Source organism: Catellatospora chokoriensis (genome assembly GCF_011297315.1).
GTDB classification, from domain to species: Bacteria; Actinomycetota; Actinomycetes; order Mycobacteriales; family Micromonosporaceae; genus Catellatospora; species Catellatospora citrea.
In genome coordinates, this window is the sequence record NZ_JAAOTI010000034.1 from 80,366 (window position 1) to 101,919 (window position 21,554).

At 72.6% G+C, this 21,554-nt stretch carries 18 protein-coding genes; 3 read left to right on the forward strand and 15 right to left on the reverse strand.

The window, feature by feature from the left end; all coding sequences use genetic code 11:
* Positions 1-54: 54 nt before the first annotated feature.
* The 8 genes from HAV39_RS36020 to HAV39_RS36055 form a co-directional block, all read right to left on the reverse strand.
* Complete coding sequence (locus HAV39_RS36020; RefSeq protein ID WP_191843632.1) at positions 55-1,311, reverse strand: MFS transporter; 1,257 nt, start codon at positions 1,309-1,311, stop codon at positions 55-57.
* Between the two features lie 67 nt (positions 1,312-1,378).
* Positions 1,379-1,828 carry a VOC family protein gene (locus HAV39_RS36025; protein WP_191843633.1) on the reverse strand — a complete coding sequence of 150 codons (450 nt, stop codon included), beginning with the start codon at positions 1,826-1,828 and terminating at the stop codon, positions 1,379-1,381.
* Positions 1,829-1,896: 68 nt separating this feature from the next.
* Positions 1,897-2,328: a DUF4395 domain-containing protein gene (locus tag HAV39_RS36030; protein ID WP_191843634.1), complete on the reverse strand. Its 432-nt coding sequence runs from the start codon at positions 2,326-2,328 to the stop codon at positions 1,897-1,899.
* On the reverse strand, positions 2,325-2,789 hold the full coding sequence (locus HAV39_RS36035; protein WP_239120686.1) for a TlpA family protein disulfide reductase: 465 nt from the start codon (positions 2,787-2,789) through the stop codon (positions 2,325-2,327). Before HAV39_RS36035 ends, HAV39_RS36030 begins: the two co-directional genes overlap by 4 nt.
* A 222-nt stretch (positions 2,790-3,011) precedes the next feature.
* The gene (locus HAV39_RS36040) at positions 3,012-5,060 is read right to left on the reverse strand and encodes an MDR family MFS transporter (RefSeq protein ID WP_191843635.1); all 2,049 of its coding nucleotides are present in this window, start codon (positions 5,058-5,060) and stop codon (positions 3,012-3,014) included.
* A 176-nt stretch (positions 5,061-5,236) separates the two neighbouring features.
* The gene (locus tag HAV39_RS36045) at positions 5,237-6,814 is read right to left on the reverse strand and encodes a cellulose binding domain-containing protein (RefSeq protein WP_191843636.1); all 1,578 of its coding nucleotides are present in this window, start codon (positions 6,812-6,814) and stop codon (positions 5,237-5,239) included.
* A gap of 205 nt (positions 6,815-7,019) precedes the next feature.
* On the reverse strand, positions 7,020-7,844 hold the full coding sequence (locus HAV39_RS36050; protein WP_191843637.1) for a GDSL-type esterase/lipase family protein: 825 nt from the start codon (positions 7,842-7,844) through the stop codon (positions 7,020-7,022).
* Positions 7,845-7,961: 117 nt separating this feature from the next.
* Entirely contained in the window at positions 7,962-8,795 is an 834-nt protein-coding gene (locus HAV39_RS36055; RefSeq protein ID WP_191843638.1) for an SDR family oxidoreductase, read from the reverse strand.
* 221 nt (positions 8,796-9,016) lie between these two features.
* Here HAV39_RS36055 and HAV39_RS36060 point away from each other — a divergent pair, with 221 nt between their 5' ends.
* Positions 9,017-10,519, forward strand: coding sequence for a tetratricopeptide repeat protein (locus tag HAV39_RS36060; RefSeq protein WP_191843639.1), 1,503 nt, complete (start codon positions 9,017-9,019; stop codon positions 10,517-10,519).
* A 57-nt stretch (positions 10,520-10,576) separates the two neighbouring features.
* On the opposite strand, the gene HAV39_RS36065 is transcribed toward HAV39_RS36060, so the two are convergent.
* The 4 genes from HAV39_RS36065 to trmB form a co-directional block, all read right to left on the reverse strand.
* Complete coding sequence (locus HAV39_RS36065) at positions 10,577-11,065, reverse strand: hypothetical protein (RefSeq protein WP_191843640.1); 489 nt, start codon at positions 11,063-11,065, stop codon at positions 10,577-10,579.
* Positions 11,066-11,217: 152 nt separating this feature from the next.
* Positions 11,218-11,415: a hypothetical protein gene (locus HAV39_RS36070; protein WP_120320011.1), complete on the reverse strand. Its 198-nt coding sequence runs from the start codon at positions 11,413-11,415 to the stop codon at positions 11,218-11,220.
* Positions 11,416-11,688: 273 nt separating this feature from the next.
* Positions 11,689-12,699, reverse strand: a complete 1,011-nt coding sequence (locus HAV39_RS36075) for a golvesin C-terminal-like domain-containing protein (protein WP_191843641.1) — start codon at positions 12,697-12,699, stop codon at positions 11,689-11,691.
* A 150-nt stretch (positions 12,700-12,849) separates the two neighbouring features.
* Positions 12,850-13,521: a tRNA (guanosine(46)-N7)-methyltransferase TrmB gene (gene trmB, locus HAV39_RS36080; RefSeq protein ID WP_191843654.1), complete on the reverse strand. Its 672-nt coding sequence runs from the start codon at positions 13,519-13,521 to the stop codon at positions 12,850-12,852.
* Positions 13,522-13,815: 294 nt separating this feature from the next.
* Between trmB and valS the strand changes: the two genes are divergently transcribed.
* A complete protein-coding gene (gene valS, locus HAV39_RS36085) occupies positions 13,816-16,323 on the forward strand; it encodes a valine--tRNA ligase (protein WP_191843642.1) in 2,508 nt (835 codons plus the stop codon).
* A gap of 74 nt (positions 16,324-16,397) precedes the next feature.
* Here valS and HAV39_RS36090 read toward each other — a convergent pair whose 3' ends face one another.
* From HAV39_RS36090 to HAV39_RS36100, 3 genes are all read right to left on the reverse strand, one after another.
* Complete coding sequence (locus HAV39_RS36090) at positions 16,398-17,447, reverse strand: ABC transporter ATP-binding protein (RefSeq protein WP_203736344.1); 1,050 nt, start codon at positions 17,445-17,447, stop codon at positions 16,398-16,400.
* 58 nt (positions 17,448-17,505) lie between these two features.
* On the reverse strand, positions 17,506-17,895 hold the full coding sequence (locus HAV39_RS36095) for a TOBE domain-containing protein (RefSeq protein ID WP_120320006.1): 390 nt from the start codon (positions 17,893-17,895) through the stop codon (positions 17,506-17,508).
* A 299-nt stretch (positions 17,896-18,194) separates the two neighbouring features.
* A complete protein-coding gene (locus HAV39_RS36100; RefSeq protein WP_120320005.1) occupies positions 18,195-18,767 on the reverse strand; it encodes a YceI family protein in 573 nt (190 codons plus the stop codon).
* Between the two features lie 241 nt (positions 18,768-19,008).
* Between HAV39_RS36100 and HAV39_RS36105 the strand changes: the two genes are divergently transcribed.
* The gene (locus HAV39_RS36105) at positions 19,009-21,327 is read left to right on the forward strand and encodes a transglycosylase domain-containing protein (RefSeq protein WP_191843644.1); all 2,319 of its coding nucleotides are present in this window, start codon (positions 19,009-19,011) and stop codon (positions 21,325-21,327) included.
* The last annotated feature ends 227 nt before the right edge of the window (positions 21,328-21,554 follow it).

Consider the following 21,554-nt stretch of genomic DNA (forward strand, 5'->3'; position numbering starts at 1 on the left):
GCGTCCACAACAACAGATCATGGGCCGCTGGTGACGATCAGGTCAGGCCACGGCTCATCGGACGCCGTCGGATGTTTGGCGGCGCGCGGCGGCGATGCCGGGTGCCACGGCGACTACCAGGGGAATCGCGCACAGCAGCAGCGTCGTGGTCACGGACAGCCGCTCGGCCAGCAGCCCGGCCGCGACCGCGCCCAGCGGCTGGCCGACGCCGAAGGTGAGCATGCGGCCGACGACGTTCACGCGGCCCTGCAGGTGCTCGGGCGTCAGCGCCTGCCGGACGCTGATCCCGTTGACGATGACGAACATCGACGCGACGCCCCACGCGGCCAGCAGCGCCACGCCCACCGGCCAGCTCGGCGCCAACGCCAGCCCGACCAGCACGACGGCGCCCGCGGCCATCCCGGCCAGGGTCAGCGGCTGCGGCGCGAACCGCCGCGACAGCTGCGGCAGCAGCAGGGTGGCGAGCAGGGCACCGATACCGCCGGCCGCGAACATCATGCCGAGCCTGCTGTCACTCTGGCCGATGCCGAACCGCCGGTCCGCGTACACGACCAGCAGGCCGATCAGCGCACCTCCGCTGAACGCGCTGCTCACCCCGAGCGCGGTAAACAGCCTGATGGTCGGCTCCGTGAACAGGAACCGCATCCCCTCCCGCACGTCGGCCAGCAGGCCGCGGCGCGACCCGTCGGCCGCGTCGCGGGGCAGGTTGAGCGGTCGGCCGATGGCGTACACCAGCGCCGCCGCGACGGCGAAGCTGACCGCGTCCACGGCGACGGAGGCGCCGGCCCCGATCGACGCGATCATCAGGCCCGCCAGCGCGGGCATGGCGATCTGGGCGGCCGTGCTCGCCGACCACACCCGGCTGTTGGCCTCCACCAGCTGGTCGGCCCGCACCAGGGTGGGCAGCGCACCGAAGCTCGCCGCGTCGAACCACACCCCGACACTGGCCACCAGCCAGGCGACCGCCAGCAGGTGCCACCAGGCGGGTTCGGCGACCAGCGCGACGAGCGGCACGGTGGCCAGCAGCGCGCCCCTGGCCAGATCCGTCCACACCATGAGCCGCCGCCGGTCGGTCCGGTCGGCCATGGCCCCGGCGATCAGTCCGAACATGAGGTACGGCGCCGCCGAGGCCGCGGCCAGCAACGAGGTCAGGACCGGAGACTGCGTCTGGGCGTACACCAGCGCGGGCAGCGCCACCGCGGTGACCGCGGAGCCGGCCACCGAGACCACCCGCGCCGCCCACAACCGGACGAAGTCGCCGTCGCGCCACAGGCTCACGGCACGGGGTGTCTCCTGCTCGGAGAGGATCATCGCGGGAGCATAGTGCGCCTCCCGTGACCGCGCTGTCCCCGCTGGAGCGGGCCCGCCGCGTGATCGATCAGTGCAGGCAGAACTCGTTGCCCTCGGGGTCCTGCATGACCTCGCCGTAGTGGTCGGCGCCCTCGGTGTGCAGCACCCGCAGGCGGGTGGCGCCGGCCGCGATGAGGCGTTCGGCCTCCGCCGCGACGCGCTCGCGGCGGATCTCCAGCGGGACGCTGCGGCCGCCGCCGACCGCCAGGTCCAGGTGCAGCCGGTTCTTGCCCGCCTTCGACTCCGGCACCTGCTGGAACCAGAAGCGCGGCCCGACGCCGTCCGGGTCCTCGATCGAGTCGAGGCCGTCGGCGCCCTCCAGCTCCTCCTCCGGAATGCCCTTGCTGAGCCAGTACGAGCGCCAGGTGGGGTGCCCGTCCGGCGGCTGCTGGGGCCGGTAGTGCAGCGCGAGCGCCCAGAACTCCACCAGCCGCCCGGGGTCCGCGCAGTCGATCGTCACCTGGATCCGTGTCGCCATCAGTCCACTCCTTCGCCGTGCCCGGTCAACCCCGCCGTTCTAGCAGAGGGGTCCGACGGGAGCCGGGGTCACGAGGCCGGGACGCGGGCGGCCAGGGGGCGGCCGGTGAGGCGGCGGTAGGCCAGGAACAGCTCGCAGCCCAGGCACAGGCCGAAGGCGGCGTTGAGGAACGCGGCCGCGAGCGCGAACGCGGCGGCGATCGCCCCGGTCAGTGGCGAGCCGAGCAGGTACCCCAGGGTCGCGACGGCGGCGAAGACGAAGCCGACCGCCTGCGCGAAGCGCACCGGGGCCAGCGGCTCCAGCTCGGCGGGCTTGCCGAGGCGCGGCGCGAGCAGGGTGCGGTAGACCAGCCCGTACGGGCCGAGGCGGGGTGACGCCGCGGTCAGCGCGAACACCGCCGCCTGCGCCAGGGCCAGCCAGCCGGAGCCGGTGAGCAGCACGGCCACCATCACCAGGGTGGTGACGGCGGCCGCGAACCGGGGGCCACGGGGGTCGGTCATGCCTTCTCCTCGGTCGGCTCGGCCGCGGCGGGCAGCAGCGGCGCGACGGCGGCCAGCACCTGGGCGCGGGTGGGCGCACCCTGGGCCCGGCCCGCGATGCGGCCGTACGCGTCGACGATCAGCACGGTGGGGGTCTTCCAGATGTCCAGGGCACGGACCGCGTCCAGGCGCTGCTCCGCGTCGACCTCGACGTGGGCCACGCCGGGCGTGGTGCGGGCCGCCTCGGCGCAGACGACGCGGGTGGCCCGGCACGGGGCGCAGAACGCCGACGAGAACTGCAGCAGGGTGACCTGGCCCGGCGGCACGCCCAGGTCGGTGAGCAGGTCGGCCTGCGGGGGCGGGACGGGGTCGGCGGTGGCGGGCACGGCGCGAACCCTACCCGTCCGGCGGCGGTGGACCACGCCGTACGCGGAGGCGGCGAGCAGCGCCACGCCTCCGACGATCAGCCCGGTCATGTCCATGGTCGCCAGCGTGACATGCGATCACCCCCGCTGGCGATGATCATCCCGAGGATCGGACGCGGTTCACACTCCGGCCACACCGTTTTCACGCACCCAAGGGCCAGCCGACGGCGTTCCAAGATCCTTCGACTTGCCAGGCAGGTGGGCGAAAGCGGGCTCAAGATACGCACAGGTGCCAGGCAAGTCGAACGATCAACGGGCCGGGCGGCGGGCGGTTGCCGCCTACGCCCGGTGGCGGCCGGGACCCGCGCGGGCGGGCGTCTCCGGGAGCGCCGGGACCGCCGAGACGGGCTCGGGCGGGGTCTCGTCCTCGAACACGAGCTCGCGGCCGGCCTGGCGGACGGCCTGCTCGAACTCCTCGTCGGAGGTGTCGTCCCAGTCGGACAGCTCGCCCGACACCCACCGCCGCCAGGCGGTCGCGATGCGGTCGTACTCGGCGGTGCCGCGGGGGGTCAGGGCCACCGTCCCGTCGACCGCGCCCAGGTAGCCGTCGACGACGTAGCGCTGGAACGCGGGCCAGAGCACCTGCGGCGGCAGGTGGTAGTGCTCGGCGATGTCGGCCACCCGGGCCTGCCCGTAGTGCTCGGTGAACAGCACCACCCGGGACAGGCACCAGGCCAGCCCGACCCCGCCGTCGACCCCGGCCGAGGCCAGCACCTGCGGGGCGACGGTGTTGCCCTTCTGCCGCAGCACGGTGGCGACGGCGCGTTCGAGCTGCTCGGTGCGGTCCGGAGACTCCGGCATGCCGAAGCCCTCGCCCAGGTCCGTGGCCGCGGCGCGGGCCGTGTCGCGCAGCGGCACCTGCTTCAGGAACAGTGCGATGACGGCGGCCAGCAGGCCCACCGGCACCGCCGACAGGAACACCATGTGCAGCGCCTCGGTGTAGCCGCCGACCACCAGCAGCCGGATCGGGGCGGGCAGGCTGTGCACCCCGGCCGGGCTCTCCAGCCGGCGTGGATCGAGCGCCCCGACGAGCGGCCCGAACCGCTCCAGCTGCGTCTGCAGCGAGTGCGTGTACACCGTGCCGAACAGCGCCACCCCGAACGCGCTGCCCAGCGTACGCAGGAAGGTCACGCCGGAGGTGGCCACGCCCAGGTCGTGGTAGCTGACGGTGTTCTGCACGACGATGGTGAGCGTCTGCATGCTCATGCCCAGCCCGAGGCCGAGCACGAACAGGAACAGCGATTCGACCCACAGCGTGGTCAGCGCCGTCATCTGCGACAGCAGCCACATGCCGAACGCCGTGATCAGGCCTCCGAAGACCGGGAACCACTTGTAGCGGCCGGTGCGGCCGACGATGGTGCCGCTCGCGATCGAGGTGATCAGCAGGCCGAACACCAGCGGCAGCATGCGCAGGCCCGACGCGGTCGCCGAGGCGCCCTGCACGTACTGCATGAAGGTCGGCAGGAAGGTCAGCGCCCCGAACATGGAGAAGCCGACGATGAAACTCAGCACCCCGCAGATGGTGAAGACCGGGTTGCGGAACAGCCGCATCGGCAGCATCGGCTCCCGCGCCCGCAGCTCGATCAGCACGAACAGCAGCAACGCGACCAGGCCGCCGACGCCCAGCCCGATGATCTCCGGGGACAGCCACGGGAACTCCGTGCCGCCCCAGCTGGTCATCAGGATCAGGCAGGTGGAGGCGACCGCGATCATGGCGATGCCGAGGTAGTCGATGATCGGGCGGGCGGCCGTGGGCAGCTTCGGCATGGTCGACGCGCAGATGAGCATGACCAGCAGGCCGAGCGGGATGTTGATGTAGAACGCCCACCGCCAGGACAGGTGGTCGGTGAACAGGCCGCCCAGCAGCGGCCCGAGTACGGTCACCACGCCGAAGACCCCGCCCAGCGCGCCCTGGTACTTGCCGCGCTCGCGCAGCGGGATGTAGTCGGCGATCAGGGCCATCGCGGTGACCAGGATGCCGCCCGCGCCGGCTCCCTGCACGCCGCGCCAGGCCACCAGCCAGGCCATGTTGTGCGCGAACCCGCAGAAGAACGAGGCCACGATGAAGACCGCGATGCTGACCTGGAACAGCAGCTTGCGCCCGAACAGGTCGCCCAGCTTGCCGGCCAGCGCGGTGGCGATCGTCTCGGCCAGCAGGTATGCCGTCACCACCCAGGACAGGTGCGACGCCCCGCCCAGGTCCCCCACGATGGTCGGCAGCGCCGTTCCCACGATGGTCTGGTCCAGCGCCGCCAGCAGCAGCCCGAGCGCCACCGTCCCGAAAACGGCGTTGCGCCGCACCGAGCTCAGCTCGCCACTGCGGTCCATGAACCAACCCTAAACGCGCGCTTCACCCCACAAACCCGGTTCCTCCCGGTCCGCAACTCTTGAAGACCCGCGGCCTCGGGAGTCCTCCGAGGCCGCAGGTCTTCAAGGGTGGCGATGAGGGGTGGGGTCGGGCCCGGCCCGCGCATCGGGGGATGGCCGCGGGCCGGGGGTTCGGGTCAGCGGGTGAAGCCGGCGGTGATGCGGGTGAACTCCCAGTCGGGCTGGGCGATGCCGCTGCAGGCCGACTGGACGCCGCCACCGGCGCAGCCGCGGTCGCGGTTGACCGACCAGAACGACAGGCGCGCGATCGCGTTGGCGTTGGCCCAGTCCTTGATCTGGGTCCAGGTCGCGGTGCTGGTCAGTTCCTGCTGGTCGGACAGGCCGTTCATGCCGGAGATGCCCAGGTGGGCGTTGGCCGTGGCGTCGTTCCAGCCGAACGCCGTCTTCAGCGCGTTGCGCAGGCCGACCGCGGCGTTGACCGTGTTCTGGTACATGTTCGCGCCGCCGCCGAAGTCGAACGGCATGATCGTGAAGATGTCGATGTTCGCGCCCAGCGCCGCCGCCTGGTTGATCAGGCGGGTGCCCCACCAGCTCGGGCCGGTGGTCGTGGTGCCGAACGTGATGATCGTCTTGATGCCGGGGTTGTTCTGCTTGACGATCTTCAGGGCGCCGAGGATGCGGTCCTGCACGACCTCGTTCTCGAACTCGTCGGTGTTCTCGATGTCGACGTCGATCGCCTTCAGGTTGTACGCGTTGATGACCTGCTGGTACGCCCCGGCCAGCGCGGCCGCCGAGGAGCAGTTCGGGCCGAGCTTGTTGCCGCTCCAGCCGCCGATCGACGGCACGATCTCGCCGCCCGCGGCCCGGATCGCGTTGATGGTGCTCTGGTCGGCCCCGCCGGTCAGCGGGCGGCTGCCGTCCCAGGCCGGCGTGCAGCCGCCGCCGGACAGGATGAACGCCATGGTGAACCACTTGATGCCGGTGGCGCTCATGACCGTGGCAGGTGCGGGCGGGTTGCCCCAGCCGACGTAGTAGTACGGCGCGGCGCCCTTGAAGTTCGAGGTCGGGCAGCCGGTCGTGGTCCCGGTGACGGCGTTGCTGGCCACCGACTCGCCACTGTTGTTGTACGCCTTCACGGTGTACGTGTGCGCGGTGCAGGTGCCCAGGCCGCTGTGCGTGGCGGAGGTGCCGGTGACGGTGGCGCGCACGGTGCTGCCCTCGTACACCCGGTAGCCGGTGACGGTGCCGGTCGACGCGCCCCAGCTCAGCGAGATCGAGCTGTTGGTGGCCGAGGTGACCGACGGGTTGCCGGGCTTGCCGGGCACGCCCGCGGGCGGCGGCGAGGAACTCGGCGGCGTGCCGCCGCCGCAGCTCGCGCCGTTGACGGTGCAGTTGGCGGGGTTGCCCGAACCGGCGGCGTTGAAGCCGAAGCTGGTCGACGCGCCGGGGCCCAGCGTGCCGTTCCAGCCCACGTTGGTCGCGGTCACGTGCTGACCCGAGGTGGTCACCGCGGCGTCCCAGAACACGCCCATGGTGGTGCCGGAGGGCAGGTCGAACTGGACGTTCCAGCTGGTGATGGTCGACGAGGTGTTGTTGGTGACGGTGAACTTGCCCTCGTAGCCGGTGCCCCAGCTGGAGACCTTGGTGAACGTCGCGGTCGCGGCGTGGGCCGGCGACGACGCGACGAGGGAGAGTGCGCCGGCCAGCAGCGCCACGCCGAGCGTGGCGAGCCCGGCCCGCAGGGACCTTCTCATGAGGCGGTGGTCCTTTCCGAAGTAGCGCGCGGCGGGCGACGGCTGCGGGGAGCACGTCGCCCGACGGCGAGCGGTGGGACGGTCATACGCTCATGAGCTTGAATGCCACACTAATTTAAAGACGGTTAACAGTAAAGAGTGTTGTCGATTCTGGCATGCGGAAAAGGGGCGCCCCAACCCCGCGGAGCGCCCCTGGTTCGTCAGCTCACCAGTTGTGGCCGGCGGCGTACGAGATCTGGGCCAGCACCGTCTGCCCGGCCGTGTTCGGGTGGAAGTAGTCCCACGTGCTCACCTGCGACAGCGCGAACGGGTAGTTGAACACCGCGTTGTCGTCGAAGTCGCAGTTGGCCCCGTAGGCCGCGCACGCCTGTGCGAGCTGGGCGTTGAAGTCGACGACCCGCTGGCGCACCCGGTCGCGGCGGTCCACGTCGGCCTGCGCCGTCGAGGTCGGGTTGGCCAGCAGCGACTGGCAGATGCCGAACAGCGACCAGGTGTTGCGGGCCGACGACGAGCCCTTGCCGACCTCCCACAGCCGCTTGACGTCGGGAATGGAGATCACGGCGACCCGCGCGGCGGGCAGGCGCGTCTTGATCGTGTTCAGCGCGGTGTCGATGGACGCCCGGAACGCGGCCACCGAGGTCATGGCCGACTCGGAGCCGGTGCAGGCGTCGTTCGCGCCGATCAGCATGGTCACGTAGTCGACGTTGCGCCCGGCCACGGTGTTGGCCTGGCCCGGCATGTCGGCGGCCTTCGCGCCGCTCTTGGCGTCGTTGTAGTTGCGGCCGTTGACGGCGCTGTTCTTGGCCAGGATGCGCCGGTAGTGGCTGTTGACCGAGGCGTAGCTGCCGGTGCTGAACGAGCGGGCGGTGCAGTCGACGTACCAGCCGCAGGCGTTGAAGCCTCGGGTGATCGAGTCACCCATGCTGGCCATCGAGTTGGGGATGGGACCTGCGGCTGCTGCCGGGTTCGCCGACAGGACGACCGCGGCCAGGGCAGCGGCGAGCGCGAGGGACGGACGCGCGAGACGCATGGGAGCCTGCCTTCCGGGGGTACGGAAAACGCGGATAAGGGGGTACGAACCACCGCGCGGGCACGCGGTTACCGAAGGGTAATGTCCGTGTGTCCTAGGTCACAAGACCCGGAATCCCTATTGGCCGTCCGCTTCGGACAGTCCCGCGTCCCGCTGGTACGCCGCCCGGGCCGCGCCGTCCCCGAGCGCCACCTGGTCCGGCACCAGCAGCCGGTAGGCCAGGTCCCGGCCGGACTGCGGCAGCAGCGCCAGCAACCTGGTCAGCGGGTCCAGCCGGCCCGGCACGAACACCTCGAACCGGGGACGCCTGATCACCCGCTCCACCGCCGCGGCGACGGTCTCCGGGCGCAGCCTCGGCACGCCGCCGTGACTGGTCCCGGCGGCCAGGTCGGTCTCCACCACCGCGGGCATGACCAGGCTGACCCGCACACCCGTGCCGCGCAGCTCGTGGCGGACGGCGGCGGCGTAGCCGTACACCGCGTGCTTGGTCGCGGCGTAGGTGGCCTCGCCGGGTGGGCTGATCCGGCTCGCCGCCGAGGCGATGGTGACGATCTGCCCGCGGCCCCGGGCCCGCATCCGCGGCGCGACGGCCAGGAACCCGTGCCGCACCCCGTGCACGTTCACGTCGAACTGCCGCCGCGCGGCCTGCGCCGGCTCCTGCGCGAACGGCCCGACCCACATCACGCCCGCGTTGTTCACCAGCACGTCCACCGGCCCGAAGGCCTCCTCGGCCCGGTCCAGGAACGCGTCCATGCTCGCCTGGTCGGTGACGTCCAACTCGACCGGCAGGCTGCCGGGCAGCGCCGCGGCGGTCCGCGTCAGCGCGGGCACATCACGGTCGCCGAGCACGACGTTCGCACCGGCCCCGGCCAACCGCGCGGCGATCGCCATGCCGATCCCCCGGGCCGCCCCGGTCACCGCCACCGTCAGCCCCGCGACGTCCCGCGCCATCTCCGCACCCTTCGCCCACTCCCGCAACCGCGAGTGGCACACCCTAACGCCGCCCCCGTCCCCGCGCCGCCCCGGCCGACCGCGCCATGATCGCTCGACTTGCCTGGCAGGTGGGCGAATGCGGGGTCAAGATACGCACAGGTGCCTGGCAAGTCGAGCGATCATGGCGGGCACGGCGGCGGGGTTTTACAGATCGTGCGTAGACGGGCACGATGGGTCCCATGCCTGAGGGGGGACGGCTGGCGCGTGCCCGCGAGCTGGTGAGCCGGCTCGACTTCCCGGCTGCCCAGCAACTGCTGCGCGAACAGCTCGCGCTCGCCCCCCAGGAACCGCGCCACGCCGACCCGGCCGAGGCGGACACCGCCGCGCTGTACGCCGGAGTGCTGCTGCACCTGGGCGAACCGCACGCGGCCCGCAGCTGGGCGGCGTACGCCCACACCGCAGCCCAGGCCCTGCACGGCGACCTGGACCGGCGCACCCTGCACGCGCTCGGCGTGCTGGCCGTCTGCCTGCACCGCACCGGCGCGCTCGACCGGGCGGCGGACCTCTACCGCGACCTGATCCGCGACCTGGCCGCGACCGACGGCCCCGACGCCGACCGCACCCTGTCCGCCCGCGCCGACGCGGCGGGGGTGGAGCACGCGCGCGGCAGCTGCGCCGACGGCCGCCGGCAGCTGTCGGAGGTGCTCGCGGCACACCTGTCCCAGCACGGTCCCGGCCACCCGGTCAACCTGCGGATGACCATCCGGCTGGCCGGCATGTGGCGCGACTGCGGCGACTTCGACCAGGCGCACGCCCTGCTGGCCACGGCCCGGGAACAGGCCGCCGCGCTGCCCGCGGACGACGACGCGCACCGGCTGCTGCAGGCGGCGGTGCGGGCCCGTGCGCAGACCGACCACCGCTGCGGCACCGCACCCTCCGCCGACGAAGCCGGGCGCGCCCACGACCCCGGTCCGGGCGTGCTGCCGGTGCTGATCCCGCACGCGGAGGACCTCATCCCGGGCCCGCACCAGCCCGCGCCGCGCACCGCCGAGCCCGACGAGTGGCCCGACGACGAGATCTTCGAACGCTTCGGTGGGCCCGCCAGAGAGGTGGGCTTCACCGGTCAGGATCGTGCGCACTCGCCCGCCGACCCGGCACGCACCGGCCCGGCGCAGGCGATTCCCGCGCTGTACCTCGCGCCCGGCCGGCCCCATGTGCCCGTCGACCCGGCCTACCCGGTCGCCACGACGCCTCCACCGGGACTGCTCGCACCGCCGAGAACGACACCGCCCCGGCGGCGGCGCGGGGGCGGGGCCGCTGCGCTGGCCGTGGTCGCGGCGGTGGTCGCGATCGTGGCACTGGTGGGCACGTTCATCCTGGCCGGCGCACGCGGCACGGGTCAGGCCGAGCCGTCGCCCGCCGCCACGCCGAGCAGCCCGGCCCCGTCGGCGCCACCGCCGGTGACCGGGCTGGCCGTGGCCGACCTGGGCACCCGGCTGCGGATCAGCTGGTCCTACCCCGACGGCGCGGCCGCGGCGGTGGTGCTGTCGGCCGCCCCGGCGGGGCAGCCGATGCGCGCGCTGCAATCGCTGCCCGCCGGGACGGAGACGGTGACCCTGCCGGGCTTCGACCCGCGCCGGGACTACTGCGTCACGGTCACGCTGGCGTACAGCGCCGACCAGACGGTGATGGCGGCGCCGGTGTGCACCGACCGGCGGCGGTCCCCCGCGGCCCGCCCCTGATCGCCGCTGGAGTGGCGCGCCGTCCCGGCGGATCGCCGCGACCGACCGTCGGCTCGGTCACCGGGACGACCGCGCCGCCGCCGTGGCGGCCAGCTCCCGCAGCCACAGGCTCTCCCGCTTGCGCCGTTCCATGGTCGCCAGCACCGCGGGCGGCAGCGGGGCGTGCCGCAGGTGCAGCGCGACCAGCTTGGCCAGCGTCATCACCGGTATGTCGTACGAGCTGTCCTCGGCGAACGTGAGCAGCTCGGCGACCAGGTCCGGGGGCAGCTCGTCGGGCAGCAGCGGGCACAGCGCGCCGATCACGCTGTCGACGTGCCAGCCCCGGTCGGTGCTCCGGTGCCGCAGCAGCGCCCGCAGCAGCGCCGTGAGCCGTGCCGGCGGCATCCCCGCCGCCAGCTCCAGCAACGGCCGCATCCCGTCCACGCCCGCCGCGCCGCCCGAGCGCCGCAGCGCCACCAGCGCCGACGCGGCCGCGTCGAACTCTCCACCGCCGGCCAGGCGCTCCACCCGGTCGAGCAGTTCGGTGTAGGTCACCAGGCCGGACATCCGCCACCCGCCCCGGCGAGACGGTCCACAATGGTCTGCATCGTCATGCCGCGGGAGTGTAGGCAGGGGCACCGACAAAGAAGATCCGCCGACCCCTGACCGCGGGTGCGGCCGGGATCGGCGGACGGTGACGGTGGACGGCGAACCGCGGTTCAGCCGGCGCGGCGGTTGGCCCACAGCCGCGGGCCGTGGCCCTGGCTCGACTTGGGCGTGACCGCCTGCTTGCCGTACGCCTGCTGCTGGGTCTTCTTGCCCTTGGCGCGGCGCTCGGCGCGGTTCATGGGCTGCTGCTCGACCTCTTCCGCGGTCTCGTCCGCGGCGGGGTTCTCCGAGCTGTGATCTTCACGCATGAATGTCTCCTACGGATGCGGGCACGCCGACACCTGCCGGAACGGGCAGGGGCGTGGGAAAGACGGATCAGACGGCGCGGGCCCGTGGGCCGGCGCGGCACGCTCGCCGCGCACGTCGGACGGCGCGGGCGTGGGGATCACGCTCAGCTGTACATGCGCAGGAGCCTAGCAGGCCGCAGGATGATCCGCACCCGCGCAACGTGGCGGACGCGCACGCGGCCGTGCCCGCGCCACCGGGGCGGCGCGGGCACGGCTGCGGTCTGCGGTGCGGGATCAGACCCGGGTGAGCTTCACCGCGTCGGCGATGACGTAGCCGGCTCCGCCGCTCCAGCGGCTCACGCCGACGGCGTTGTAGTCGCCGGCGGCGAGGCTGAAGGTGCCCAGGTTCACCCAGACTCCCCCGCTGCCCTGCTGGTTGACGTGGACCGTCTGATTGCCGCCGGTGGTGGCGATGACGTACGGCGTGGTCGCGTTGTAGCCCGTGTTGGCCGGACACCAGACCTCGACCCGGTAGCTTGCCGTGGCGGGGATGTCGAACTTGTACCAGGCGGCGTCCGAGATCGCCTCCGGGTTGGCGAACCGGTAGTCCGTGCCGTAGCGCTGCGCCGAGTACGTCGAGGTGCCCCAGTTGGCCGAGGCGGTGAACCGGCCCGCGGTGGTGTTGTCCACGGTCGACGTCCACGACGGCGGCGGGGTCGTGCCGTTGACCAGCTGCATGAAGTACGACCAGTTCCAGCGGGAACCCGGGTCGGTGTGGGTCGCGCCCGGGACCTCGTTGTGGCCGATGATGTGGGCGCGGTCCCGCGGGATGCCGTACTTGCTGGTCACGCTGCGCACGATGGCCGCCGAGGCCTGGTACATCGCTTCGGTGTACCAGCCGTCCTGCTCCACGAAGCCCTCGTGCTCGATGCCGATGGACTGCGTGTTGTAGGTCCAGTTGCCCGCGTGCCAGGCCACGTCGGCCTCGCGCACCATCTGGGTGACCGCGCCGCCCTTGGACACCACGTAGTGGGCGCTGACCTGCGCGGCCGGGTTCTGGAACCAGTTGATGGCGCTGGTGTACGAACCCTGGACGGTGTGGATGACCACGTAGTTGATGTTGTAGTCGGACTCGCGGCTGGCGTCGGTGTAGTTGCTGGTGCTGGCAGGCACCCAGGCCGCCGGACCGTAGTCGGTGCTCGCCTGCGCGGCGGTGGGCACGGACAGCAGCGCGCCGAGGGTCAGCGCGACGCCGCCCGCGAACGCCGCGGCACGGCGCAGCAGGGGTGTGGCGGTAGCCACCATTCGAGGCCTCCCGGGGTAAGAGGATCTGGTGGCCACACATTAATGAGAATATGTCGATGTCGTCGATAACCTACGAGTAACAACTCGACGACGAAAATTACCTCCAGTGAAAGGGCGCGACAGGGCGCGGCGCAGCTGGGCGGGCGTGGGTCAGGCGGTGCGGCGGTAGAGCAGGTCGAAGATCTGGCGACCGGCGGCGATGCCGCGCTGCTCGAACTTGGTGACCGGGCGGTGCGCCGGGCGGGGGGCGAAACCGTCGTGCAGGTTGGCCAGGCCGTCCGCGGCGTCGAGCACCTCGGCCATCTGCCCGGCGTAGTCGGCCCAGTCGGTGGCGCAGTGCAGCACACCGCCCACGGCCAGCCGCGAGCGCAGCAGCGCGACGTTGTCCGGCTGGATCAGCCGCCGCTTGTGGTGGCGCGCCTTGGGCCACGGGTCGGGGAAGTAGACGTGCACCGCGTCCAGGCTGTCCGGCGCGAGCATGTGCCGCAGCAGGTGCAGCGCGTCGCCCTGGGCGACCCGGACGTTGGCCAGGCCGCGCTCCTCGACGACGGCCAGCAGGTTGCCCAGGCCGGGCGGGAAGACCTCGACGGCCAGGTAGTCGCGGCCGGGGTCGGCGGCGGCCATGGCGACCGTGGCGTCGCCCATGCCGGAGCCGATCTCCAGCACCAGCGGGGCCTGGCGGCCGAACAGGGCCGCGGTGTCCAGCGGCGGGTACGGCCGCGCGATGTCGACGCCGTAGGCAGGCCACAGCCTGGTCAACGCGTCCTCGTGCCGCCCGCTCACCCGGCCGCGACGGGGGTAGAACGTGGTGATGCGCGTCATGTGGCGGTCGCCGCCGAGGGCGTCGGCCAGGTCAGAGGTGGTCACAAGAGAACCAGGATACAGCGGCGGCCACCGGCGCCGAACGGGCGCGACGCGGAACCGGGCGACCGGCTATCATCGACGCAGCGAACGACGTCGGAGGAGGAGCCATGACCCACACGCTCTTCACGTCGTTCGTCGTACGCGTAGCCGACTCGGGCCGCGCGTAGTCTCTTCGATCGCCGCGCCCCAGGGCGCGTGGCGGTCACCCCACCTCTCTCGCGTTCGGGCGCCTTTCCCCACCGAGGTGAGGTCATGAGCCTTCCGGACAAGCCGACCATCGACGGTCTGCCCGACAAGTGGGCGCAGCGCTGGGAATCCGAGCGCGTGTACCGCTTCGACCGAGACGCGCCACGCGAGCGCGTGTTCGCCATCGACACCCCGCCCCCGACCGCCAGCGGCGAGCTGCACGTGGGGCACGTGTTCTCGTACAGCCAGACGGACATGATCGCCCGATACCAGCGCATGCGCGGCCGGGCGGTGTTCTACCCGATGGGCTGGGACGACAACGGGCTGCCCACCGAGCGCCGGGTGCAGCAGTTCTACGGGGTGCGCTGCGACCCGTCGCTGCCGTACGACCCCGGGTTCACGCCGCCCGACAAGCCCGGCAAGAACCAGCTGCCGGTGTCGCGGCGCAACTTCATCGAGCTGTGCGAGCGGCTGACCGCCCGCGACGAGGAGGCGTTCGAGCGGGTGTGGCGGCTGGTGGGCCTGTCCGTGGACTGGTCGCTGCTCTACACCACGATCGGCGCGCGGGCCCGCGCCGTGTCGCAGCGCGCCTTCCTGCGGGCGCTGGCCCGGGGGGACGCCTATCCGGCGCAGGCGCCGACGCTGTGGGACACCACGTTCCGCACCGCGGTGGCACAGGCCGAACTGGAGGACCGGGACCGCCCGGGGGCGTACCACCGATTGGTCTTCCACCCCGACGCGGCCGGCGCCGCACCGATCACGGTGGCCACGACGCGTCCGGAGCTGCTGCCCGCCTGCGTGGCGTTGGTGGCGCATCCGGACGACGAGCGATACCGGGCGCTGTTCGGCGGCACGGTGCGCACGCCGCTGTTCGGCGCGCGGGTGCCGGTGCTGGCGCACCGGCTGGCCGACCCGGCCAAGGGCACCGGCATCGCGATGGTGTGCACGTTCGGCGACATCACCGACGTGATCTGGTGGCGCGAGCTGGACCTGCCCACCCGGCCCTTGCTCGGCTTCGACGGCCGTTTCCTGCCCGACGCCCCGGACGGCCTGTCCACCAACGGCCGGGCGGCCTACGCCGGCCTGGCCGGGGTCACCGTGCACACCGGGCGCGAGCGCATCACGGCGTTGCTGCGCGAGCGTGGCGAGCTGCTGGGCGACCCGGAGCCGATCACGCACCCGGTGAAGTTCTACGAGCGCGGCGACAAGCCGCTGGAGATCGTGTCGACCCGGCAGTGGTACATCCGCAACGGCGGGCGCGACGAGGCGCTGCGCGAGCGGCTGCGCGAGCGCGGCCGGGAGCTGTCCTGGCAGCCCGCGCACATGCGCACCCGCTACGAGCACTGGGTGAACGGGCTGGCCGGGGACTGGCTGATCAGCCGCCAGCGCTTCTTCGGCGTGCCGATCCCGGTGTGGTACCCGCTGGACGCCGACGGCGTGCCCGACCACGACCGGCCCATCACGCCCGCCGAGCACGCGCTGCCGGTCGACCCCAGCTCGGACACCCCGCCCGGGTACGCCGAGGACCAGCGCGGCCGTCCGGGCGGGTTCACCGCCGACCCCGACGTGATGGACACCTGGGCCACCTCCTCGCTGACGCCGCAGATCGCGGGCGGCTGGGGGTTCGACGACGATCTGTTCGCCCGGGTGTTCCCGATGGACCTGCGCCCGCAGTCGCACGAGATCATCCGCACCTGGCTGTTCGCGACAGTGCTGCGCGGGCACACCGAGCACGACGCGCTGCCCTGGCGCACCGCGGCGATCGCGGGCTGGATCCTCGACCCGGACCGCAAGAAGATGTCGAAGTCGGTGGGCAACGTGGTGACCCCGTCGGGCCTGCTGGCCGAGCACGGCTCCGACGCGGTGCGCTACTGGGCCGCGGCGGCCCGGCCGGGCGCCGACACCGCCTTCGACACCGGCCAGATGCGGGTGGGCCGGCGGCTCGCCATGAAGATCCTCAACGCGACGCGCTTCGTGCTGGGCCTCGGCGAACCCGGGCCGGACGCCGACGTGACCGAGCCGCTGGACCGTGCCCTGCTGGCCGCGCTCCAGCCGGTGATCGCCGAGGCGACCGCGGCGCTGGACCAGTACGACCAGAGCCGGGCCCTGGACGCCGCCGAGCGCTTCTTCTGGCTGTTCTGCGACGACTACCTGGAGCTGGTGAAGCTGCGCGCCTACGGCCAGCACGGCCCGGCCGCCGCGGACTCGGCCCGGCTCGCCCTGCGCACCGCGCTGTCGGTGCTGCTGCGGCTGCTCGCGCCGGTGCTCCCGTTCGTGACCGAGGAGGCCTGGTCGTGGTGGCAGCCCGGCTCGATCCACCGCGCCGCCTGGCCCACCCCGTCCAAGCTGGACGCCATGGCAGGCGATCCGGCGCCACTGGCCGCCGCGACGGCCGCCATCGAGGCGGTGCGCCGCGCGAAATCCGAGGCGAAGGTGTCCATGCGCACTCCACTGCGCACCCTGACCGTCCCTGAGGATGCCGCCTTCGCCCTCATCGAGCAGGACGTCCGCAACGCCGGCGTGATCACCTCCATCACCCACCACCCCGCCCCGACCTACCTCGCCCACCTGTGAAAGGAAGGGCACCTTCACATCGCTATAGGTAGCGGAAGGTGCCCTTCCTAACGCCTGCCGAAGAGGGTCCGGGGTCAGTACGGGTACGCGCGGGTCTCGGTGGCCTTCACGGCGGCCCAGACCTCGGTGCCGGGCAGCAGTCCGAGCTGGGCGGCGGCCGCTGGGGTGATCTCGGCGGCGGCGCGGATCGGGCCGTCCAGCTCCACCCGCAGGTGATCGCCGTGCGGCAGCACGCCGACGACGGTGGCCGCCCAGGTGTTGCGCGGGCTGCCCGCGGGCTGCTGCGGATGCAGCGCGACCGACGACGGCGGGAAGGCCAGGAACGCGTCGCCGTGCACCTGGTCGTCGGCGACCATGGCGAACCCGCTGGGCAGGGTGACGGTGTGCCCGTCGGCCCGGCCGCGATACAGGTTCAGGCCGACCAGCCGGGCCACGTATTCGGTGCGCGGTCGCGCGGTGACGCTCGCGGCGTCGCCCTCCTGCACGATCCGGCCGTCCTCCACGATCACGAGCCGGTCGGCCAGCACCAGCGCGTCCAGCGGATCGTGGGTGACCAGCAGCGTCGCGCCCTCATGGGCGCGCAGATCATGGTGCAGCCGCGCCCGGGTCTCCATCCGGGTGCGGGCGTCCAGGGCGGCCAGCGGCTCGTCGAGCAGCAGCAGGTCCGGGCTCACCGCCATGGCCCGGGCCAGCGCCACCCGCTGCGCCTGCCCGCCCGAGAGCTGCCGGGGCCGCTGCCGGGCCAGCGCGGTCAGCTCGACGCGGGCCAGCCAGCGGGCCGCCTCGGCGCGCGCGACCCGGCGCGACGCACCCCGCGCCTGCGGGCCGAAGGCGACGTTGTCGAGCGCGGACAGGTGCGGGAACAGCAGGTAGTCCTGGAACACCACGCCGACGCGGCGGCGCTCGGGCGGGATGAAGATCCCGGCGGCGGGGTCGTCGAGGACCTCCTCGCCCAGCCGGAGCCGCCCGGCGTGCAGCGGCAGCAGCCCGGCCAGCGCGCGCAGGGCCGTGGTCTTGCCCGCGCCGTTCGGCCCCAGCAGCGCCACGACCTCGCCGGCGGCGAGGGACAGCGCCAGGTCGAGCCGGAATCCCGGCCGCTCGACGACCAGGTGCGCGGACAGCAGCGCCCGCTCCGCGGGCCAGCCGCCGACCGTCGGCCCCGTGCCGACCGCGGTCCGCGGGTCAGTCACGTTCGACCACCACGGTGGTGGACTTGATGACGGCGACGGCGACGCTGCCCACGTCGAGGCCGAGTTCCTCGACGGCTTCGCGGCTCATCAGCGACACCACCCGGAAGGGGCCCGCCTGGATGTCGACCTGGGCCATCACCGTGTCCTTGACGATGGCGGTGACGATGCCGCGCATCCGGTTGCGGGCCGAGGAGCGGTCGGCGCGGCCGTCGGGATCGTCGGCCTGGCTGCGGGCGTACGCCGCCAGGTCGGCCCCGGCCACCATGCGGTGGTCGTGCTCGTCGCGGTGCGCCCGCAGCCGGCCCGAGTCGACCAGCCGCCGCACCGTGTCCGCGCTGACGCCGAGCAGTTCCGCGGCTTCACCGATCCGAAATGCGGTCATGCAGCCGAATCTACCCTGGCATCTGCGACGCCTGCGCGGTCCGACCGGGCAGCTGAGCCGGGCCGTCGTCGCTGCGACCAGCATGGCCTCGGACAGGTGTCGGGGAACCCGCCGCCCCGAGGAGAGAAGGCAGCGGGTTCCCCGATCGCCGGGCGCCACACGCGGCCACGTGTGCCCCCGGCGGGTTGCGGCCGCGACCGGCCGGACGCCTCCCGCAGGTCCCAGAGTGCTCCCCCAAGCACCACCGGGGCGGGGCGTCTACGGACCTCCGGTCGCGGCCGCGCGGAGCCCGAGTGGGCTCAGGCCTGACGGGTGGCTTCGCCCTCGATCTCGATCTTGAGGGACTTGCCCACCAGCACGCCGCCGGTCTCCAGCGCCTGGTTCCAGGTGATGTTGTAGTCCTCGCGGTCGATCTCCGTGGTGGCGGTGAAGCCGATGATCTCCTGGCCCCACGGGTTCTTGTTCACACCACCGAACTCGAGCGCGAGCTCCACCGTCTTGGTGACGTCCTTGATGGTGAGCTCACCGACGAGGGTGAAGTCCTCGCCCGACTTGGCCCGCAGGCCGGTGCTGCGGAAGGTGAGCTCCGGGAACTTCTCGACCTCGAGGAAGTCGCCGGTGCGCAGGTGGTTGTCGCGGTCGGCGACACCGGTGTCGATGCTCGCGGTCTGCACGACGGCGTTCACCGACGAGGCCAGCGGGTCCTCGGCGATCACGATCTCGCCGGCCACGTCCTTGAACGAGCCGCGCACCTTGCTGACCACCATGTGCTTGACGACGAAGCCGACACGCGTGTGCGCGGGGTCGATGGCGTAGGTGCCCGGCGTCGGGATGGTCAGGCCGTTCCAGGTGCGGGTGCTGAGCGTGGTCATGTCAGTGCCTTCCGGTTGGTCGAAGCTGTTTACGTGACGGTTCAACTATACGCATCGCAACGATATTTCTCCCAGCGCCACGCTGTTTTCCGGGTCACCTCAAACAGGTGCATCAACAGGAAGACCGTGTAGCCGGTCGACATATGCCCATTTCAGATGAGATGCACGCCACAAATCCTGGCACAACGGGGAACTCCGTGCAGTCTTGAGCATCCCGCTCCTCTCCCCCGAAGGTGCCGCGATGCCGCTCAACCGGATGACCCGACTCACGCTGCTCGCCGTCGTCGCGGGAGCCGTGGTCGCCGCCGGAGCGATGCCCGCCGCCGCGCTGGCCAACTGGGCCGTGGAGAAGTCGGCCCCCGCTTACGACACGCTCCCCGAGGTGCTCAAGCACCCCACCACGGCGCAGGCCAGCTACCTGTACGCCAACGACGGCCACACCGTCGTCACCACCTTCTACGACGAGAACCGCCGCGACGTGACGCTGGCCGAGGTCGCCCCGGTCGTCCCGCAGGCCGTCGTCGCCGCCGAGGACGCCCGCTTCTACTCCCACCACGGGGTGGACCTCAAGGGCGTGCTGCGCGCCGTGGTCGCCAACGGGGCCAGCGGCGGCGTCTCGCAGGGCGCGTCCACGCTGACCATGCAGTACGTGCGCAACGTGCTCAAGAGCGACCCCTCGCTGTCGACCGAGCAGCGCGCCGAGGCGACCGAGCAGACCCCCGCCCGCAAGATCCGCGAGGCCCGGTACGCGCTGGCGGTGGAGAAGGAGCTGAGCAAGGCGCAGATCCTCGAGCGCTACCTGAACATCGCGTACTTCGGCTCCGGCGCGTACGGCATCTACGCCGCCTCGCACACGTACTTCTCCAAGGACCCCGCGCAGCTGAGCCTGAGCGAGGCGTCGCTGCTGGCCGGGCTGCTCCAGTCGCCCGAGGCGGACAGCCCGCTCAACGGCGGCATCGAGCGCGCTCTGGCCCGCCGCGACTACGTGCTCACCGCGATGACCGGCACCGGCGCGATCACCGCGGCGCAGGCCGACGCGGCCAAGGCGAGCGCACCGGTGATCAAGAAGGGCTCCAGTCCCAACGACTGCACCGCGTCGCGGGCCGGCTGGGGCTTCTTCTGCGACTACTTCCGCAGCTGGTGGCGCGACCAGGACACGTTCGGCGACACCGCGGAGGACCGCGAGCAGGCGCTGCGCCAGGGCGGCTACCGCATCGTCACCACGCTCGACCCGAAGCTGCAGAATGCGGCGCAGGCCCAGGTGGCCAAGGTGTACGGGTACACCGACAAGCGCGCCCTGCCGATGGCCGTGGTCGAGCCCGGCACCGGCAAGGTGCTCGCGCTCGCGGTCAACCGCTACTACAGCGCCGCGCCCGGCGCGGGCAACACGATGAACCAGCTCGTGGCCGGGGGCAACGGCATCCACGGTTACCAGGCCGGTTCGACGTTCAAGATGTTCACGATGCTGGCCGCCCTGGAGGCGGGCAAGACGCTGGACACCCGGTTCGACGCGCCCAGCAAGCTCGTCACGGCCTGGCCTGAGGCGCCCGGCCCGGCCAGCTGCGACGGGTTCTGGTGCCCCCGCAACGCCAACCCGGCGTACATGGACGGCGAGCGCGACATGTGGACCGGCTTCGGCCGGTCGGTGAACACGTACTTCGTCTGGCTGGAGCAGCAGGTCGGCGCGGACAAGACGATCGAGATGGCGCAGCGGCTGGGCGTGAGGTTCCGGCACCCGGACAACGCCTCGCACGCGGCCTCCGACGCGGCCGGCTGGGGCTCGTTCGTGCTGGGGGTCTCGCTGACCACCCCACTGGACCTGGCCAACGCGTACGCGACGCTGGCCGCCGACGGCGTGTACTGCTCGCCGCTGCCGGTGGCCGCGGTCACCGACGGCGCCGGCCGGCAGCTGGACGTGGCGAACACCTCGTGCGCGCCGGCGATCAGCGCGGAGGTGGCGCGGGCGGCCACCGATGCGGCCCGCTGCCCGGTCGGGCAGTCCGGGGCGTTCGGCCGCTGCGACGGCGGCACCGCCACGGCGGTGTCGGGGCTGCTCGGCGGGCGCGCGGTGGCCGGCAAGACGGGCAGCTCGACCGACAACATGACCGAGTCGTTCGTGGCGTACACGCCGCAGCTGGCCGCGGCCGCCATCGCGGCGAACCCGGACACGCCCACCGACGCGGTCGGCGCGGCGGTGCTGTCGAAGGTGTACCGGGCCGTCGCGGCGACGCTGGCGACCGGTTCGCAGGGCCTCGAGGCCAAGGACTTCCCGGCCCCGCTGCGCGAATCGGCGTTCTCGGCCCAGCCCGACCCGGAGCCCACAAAGTCGGACGAGCCCCGGGACGAGTCCCACGACGGGGACAACTCCCACGACAACGGCGACGACCGTCCGGGCCGCGGCGACGACAACAACAACGGCGACAACGGAAACGACAACGGCTCCGGCGGCGACAACGGCTCGGACGGCGGCGGTAACGGCGGCGGCGATTCCGGCGACGGCCGGCCGGGCCGCGGTGGCGGCCAGGGCGGCGGCCACCAGCTGCCCGGATCGGGCCGCTGACCCCGGCACTGCTCGCAGCCGCGGGCCAACTGCCACAGAGGATTAAGAAGGGCACCTTCTACAACGCGGAGCGTTGTGAAGGTGCCCTTCCTTCGTGCTAGCCGGTCAGGAGAGCGGCGGGTAGGCGTTGGCCATCAGTTCGGCGAACTGGGCCGGGAACCACGCGCCCGAGATCGGGGCGTTGGCCAGGGCGCCGGTCAGGTTGTTGCCGTTGAGCTGGTTACCGG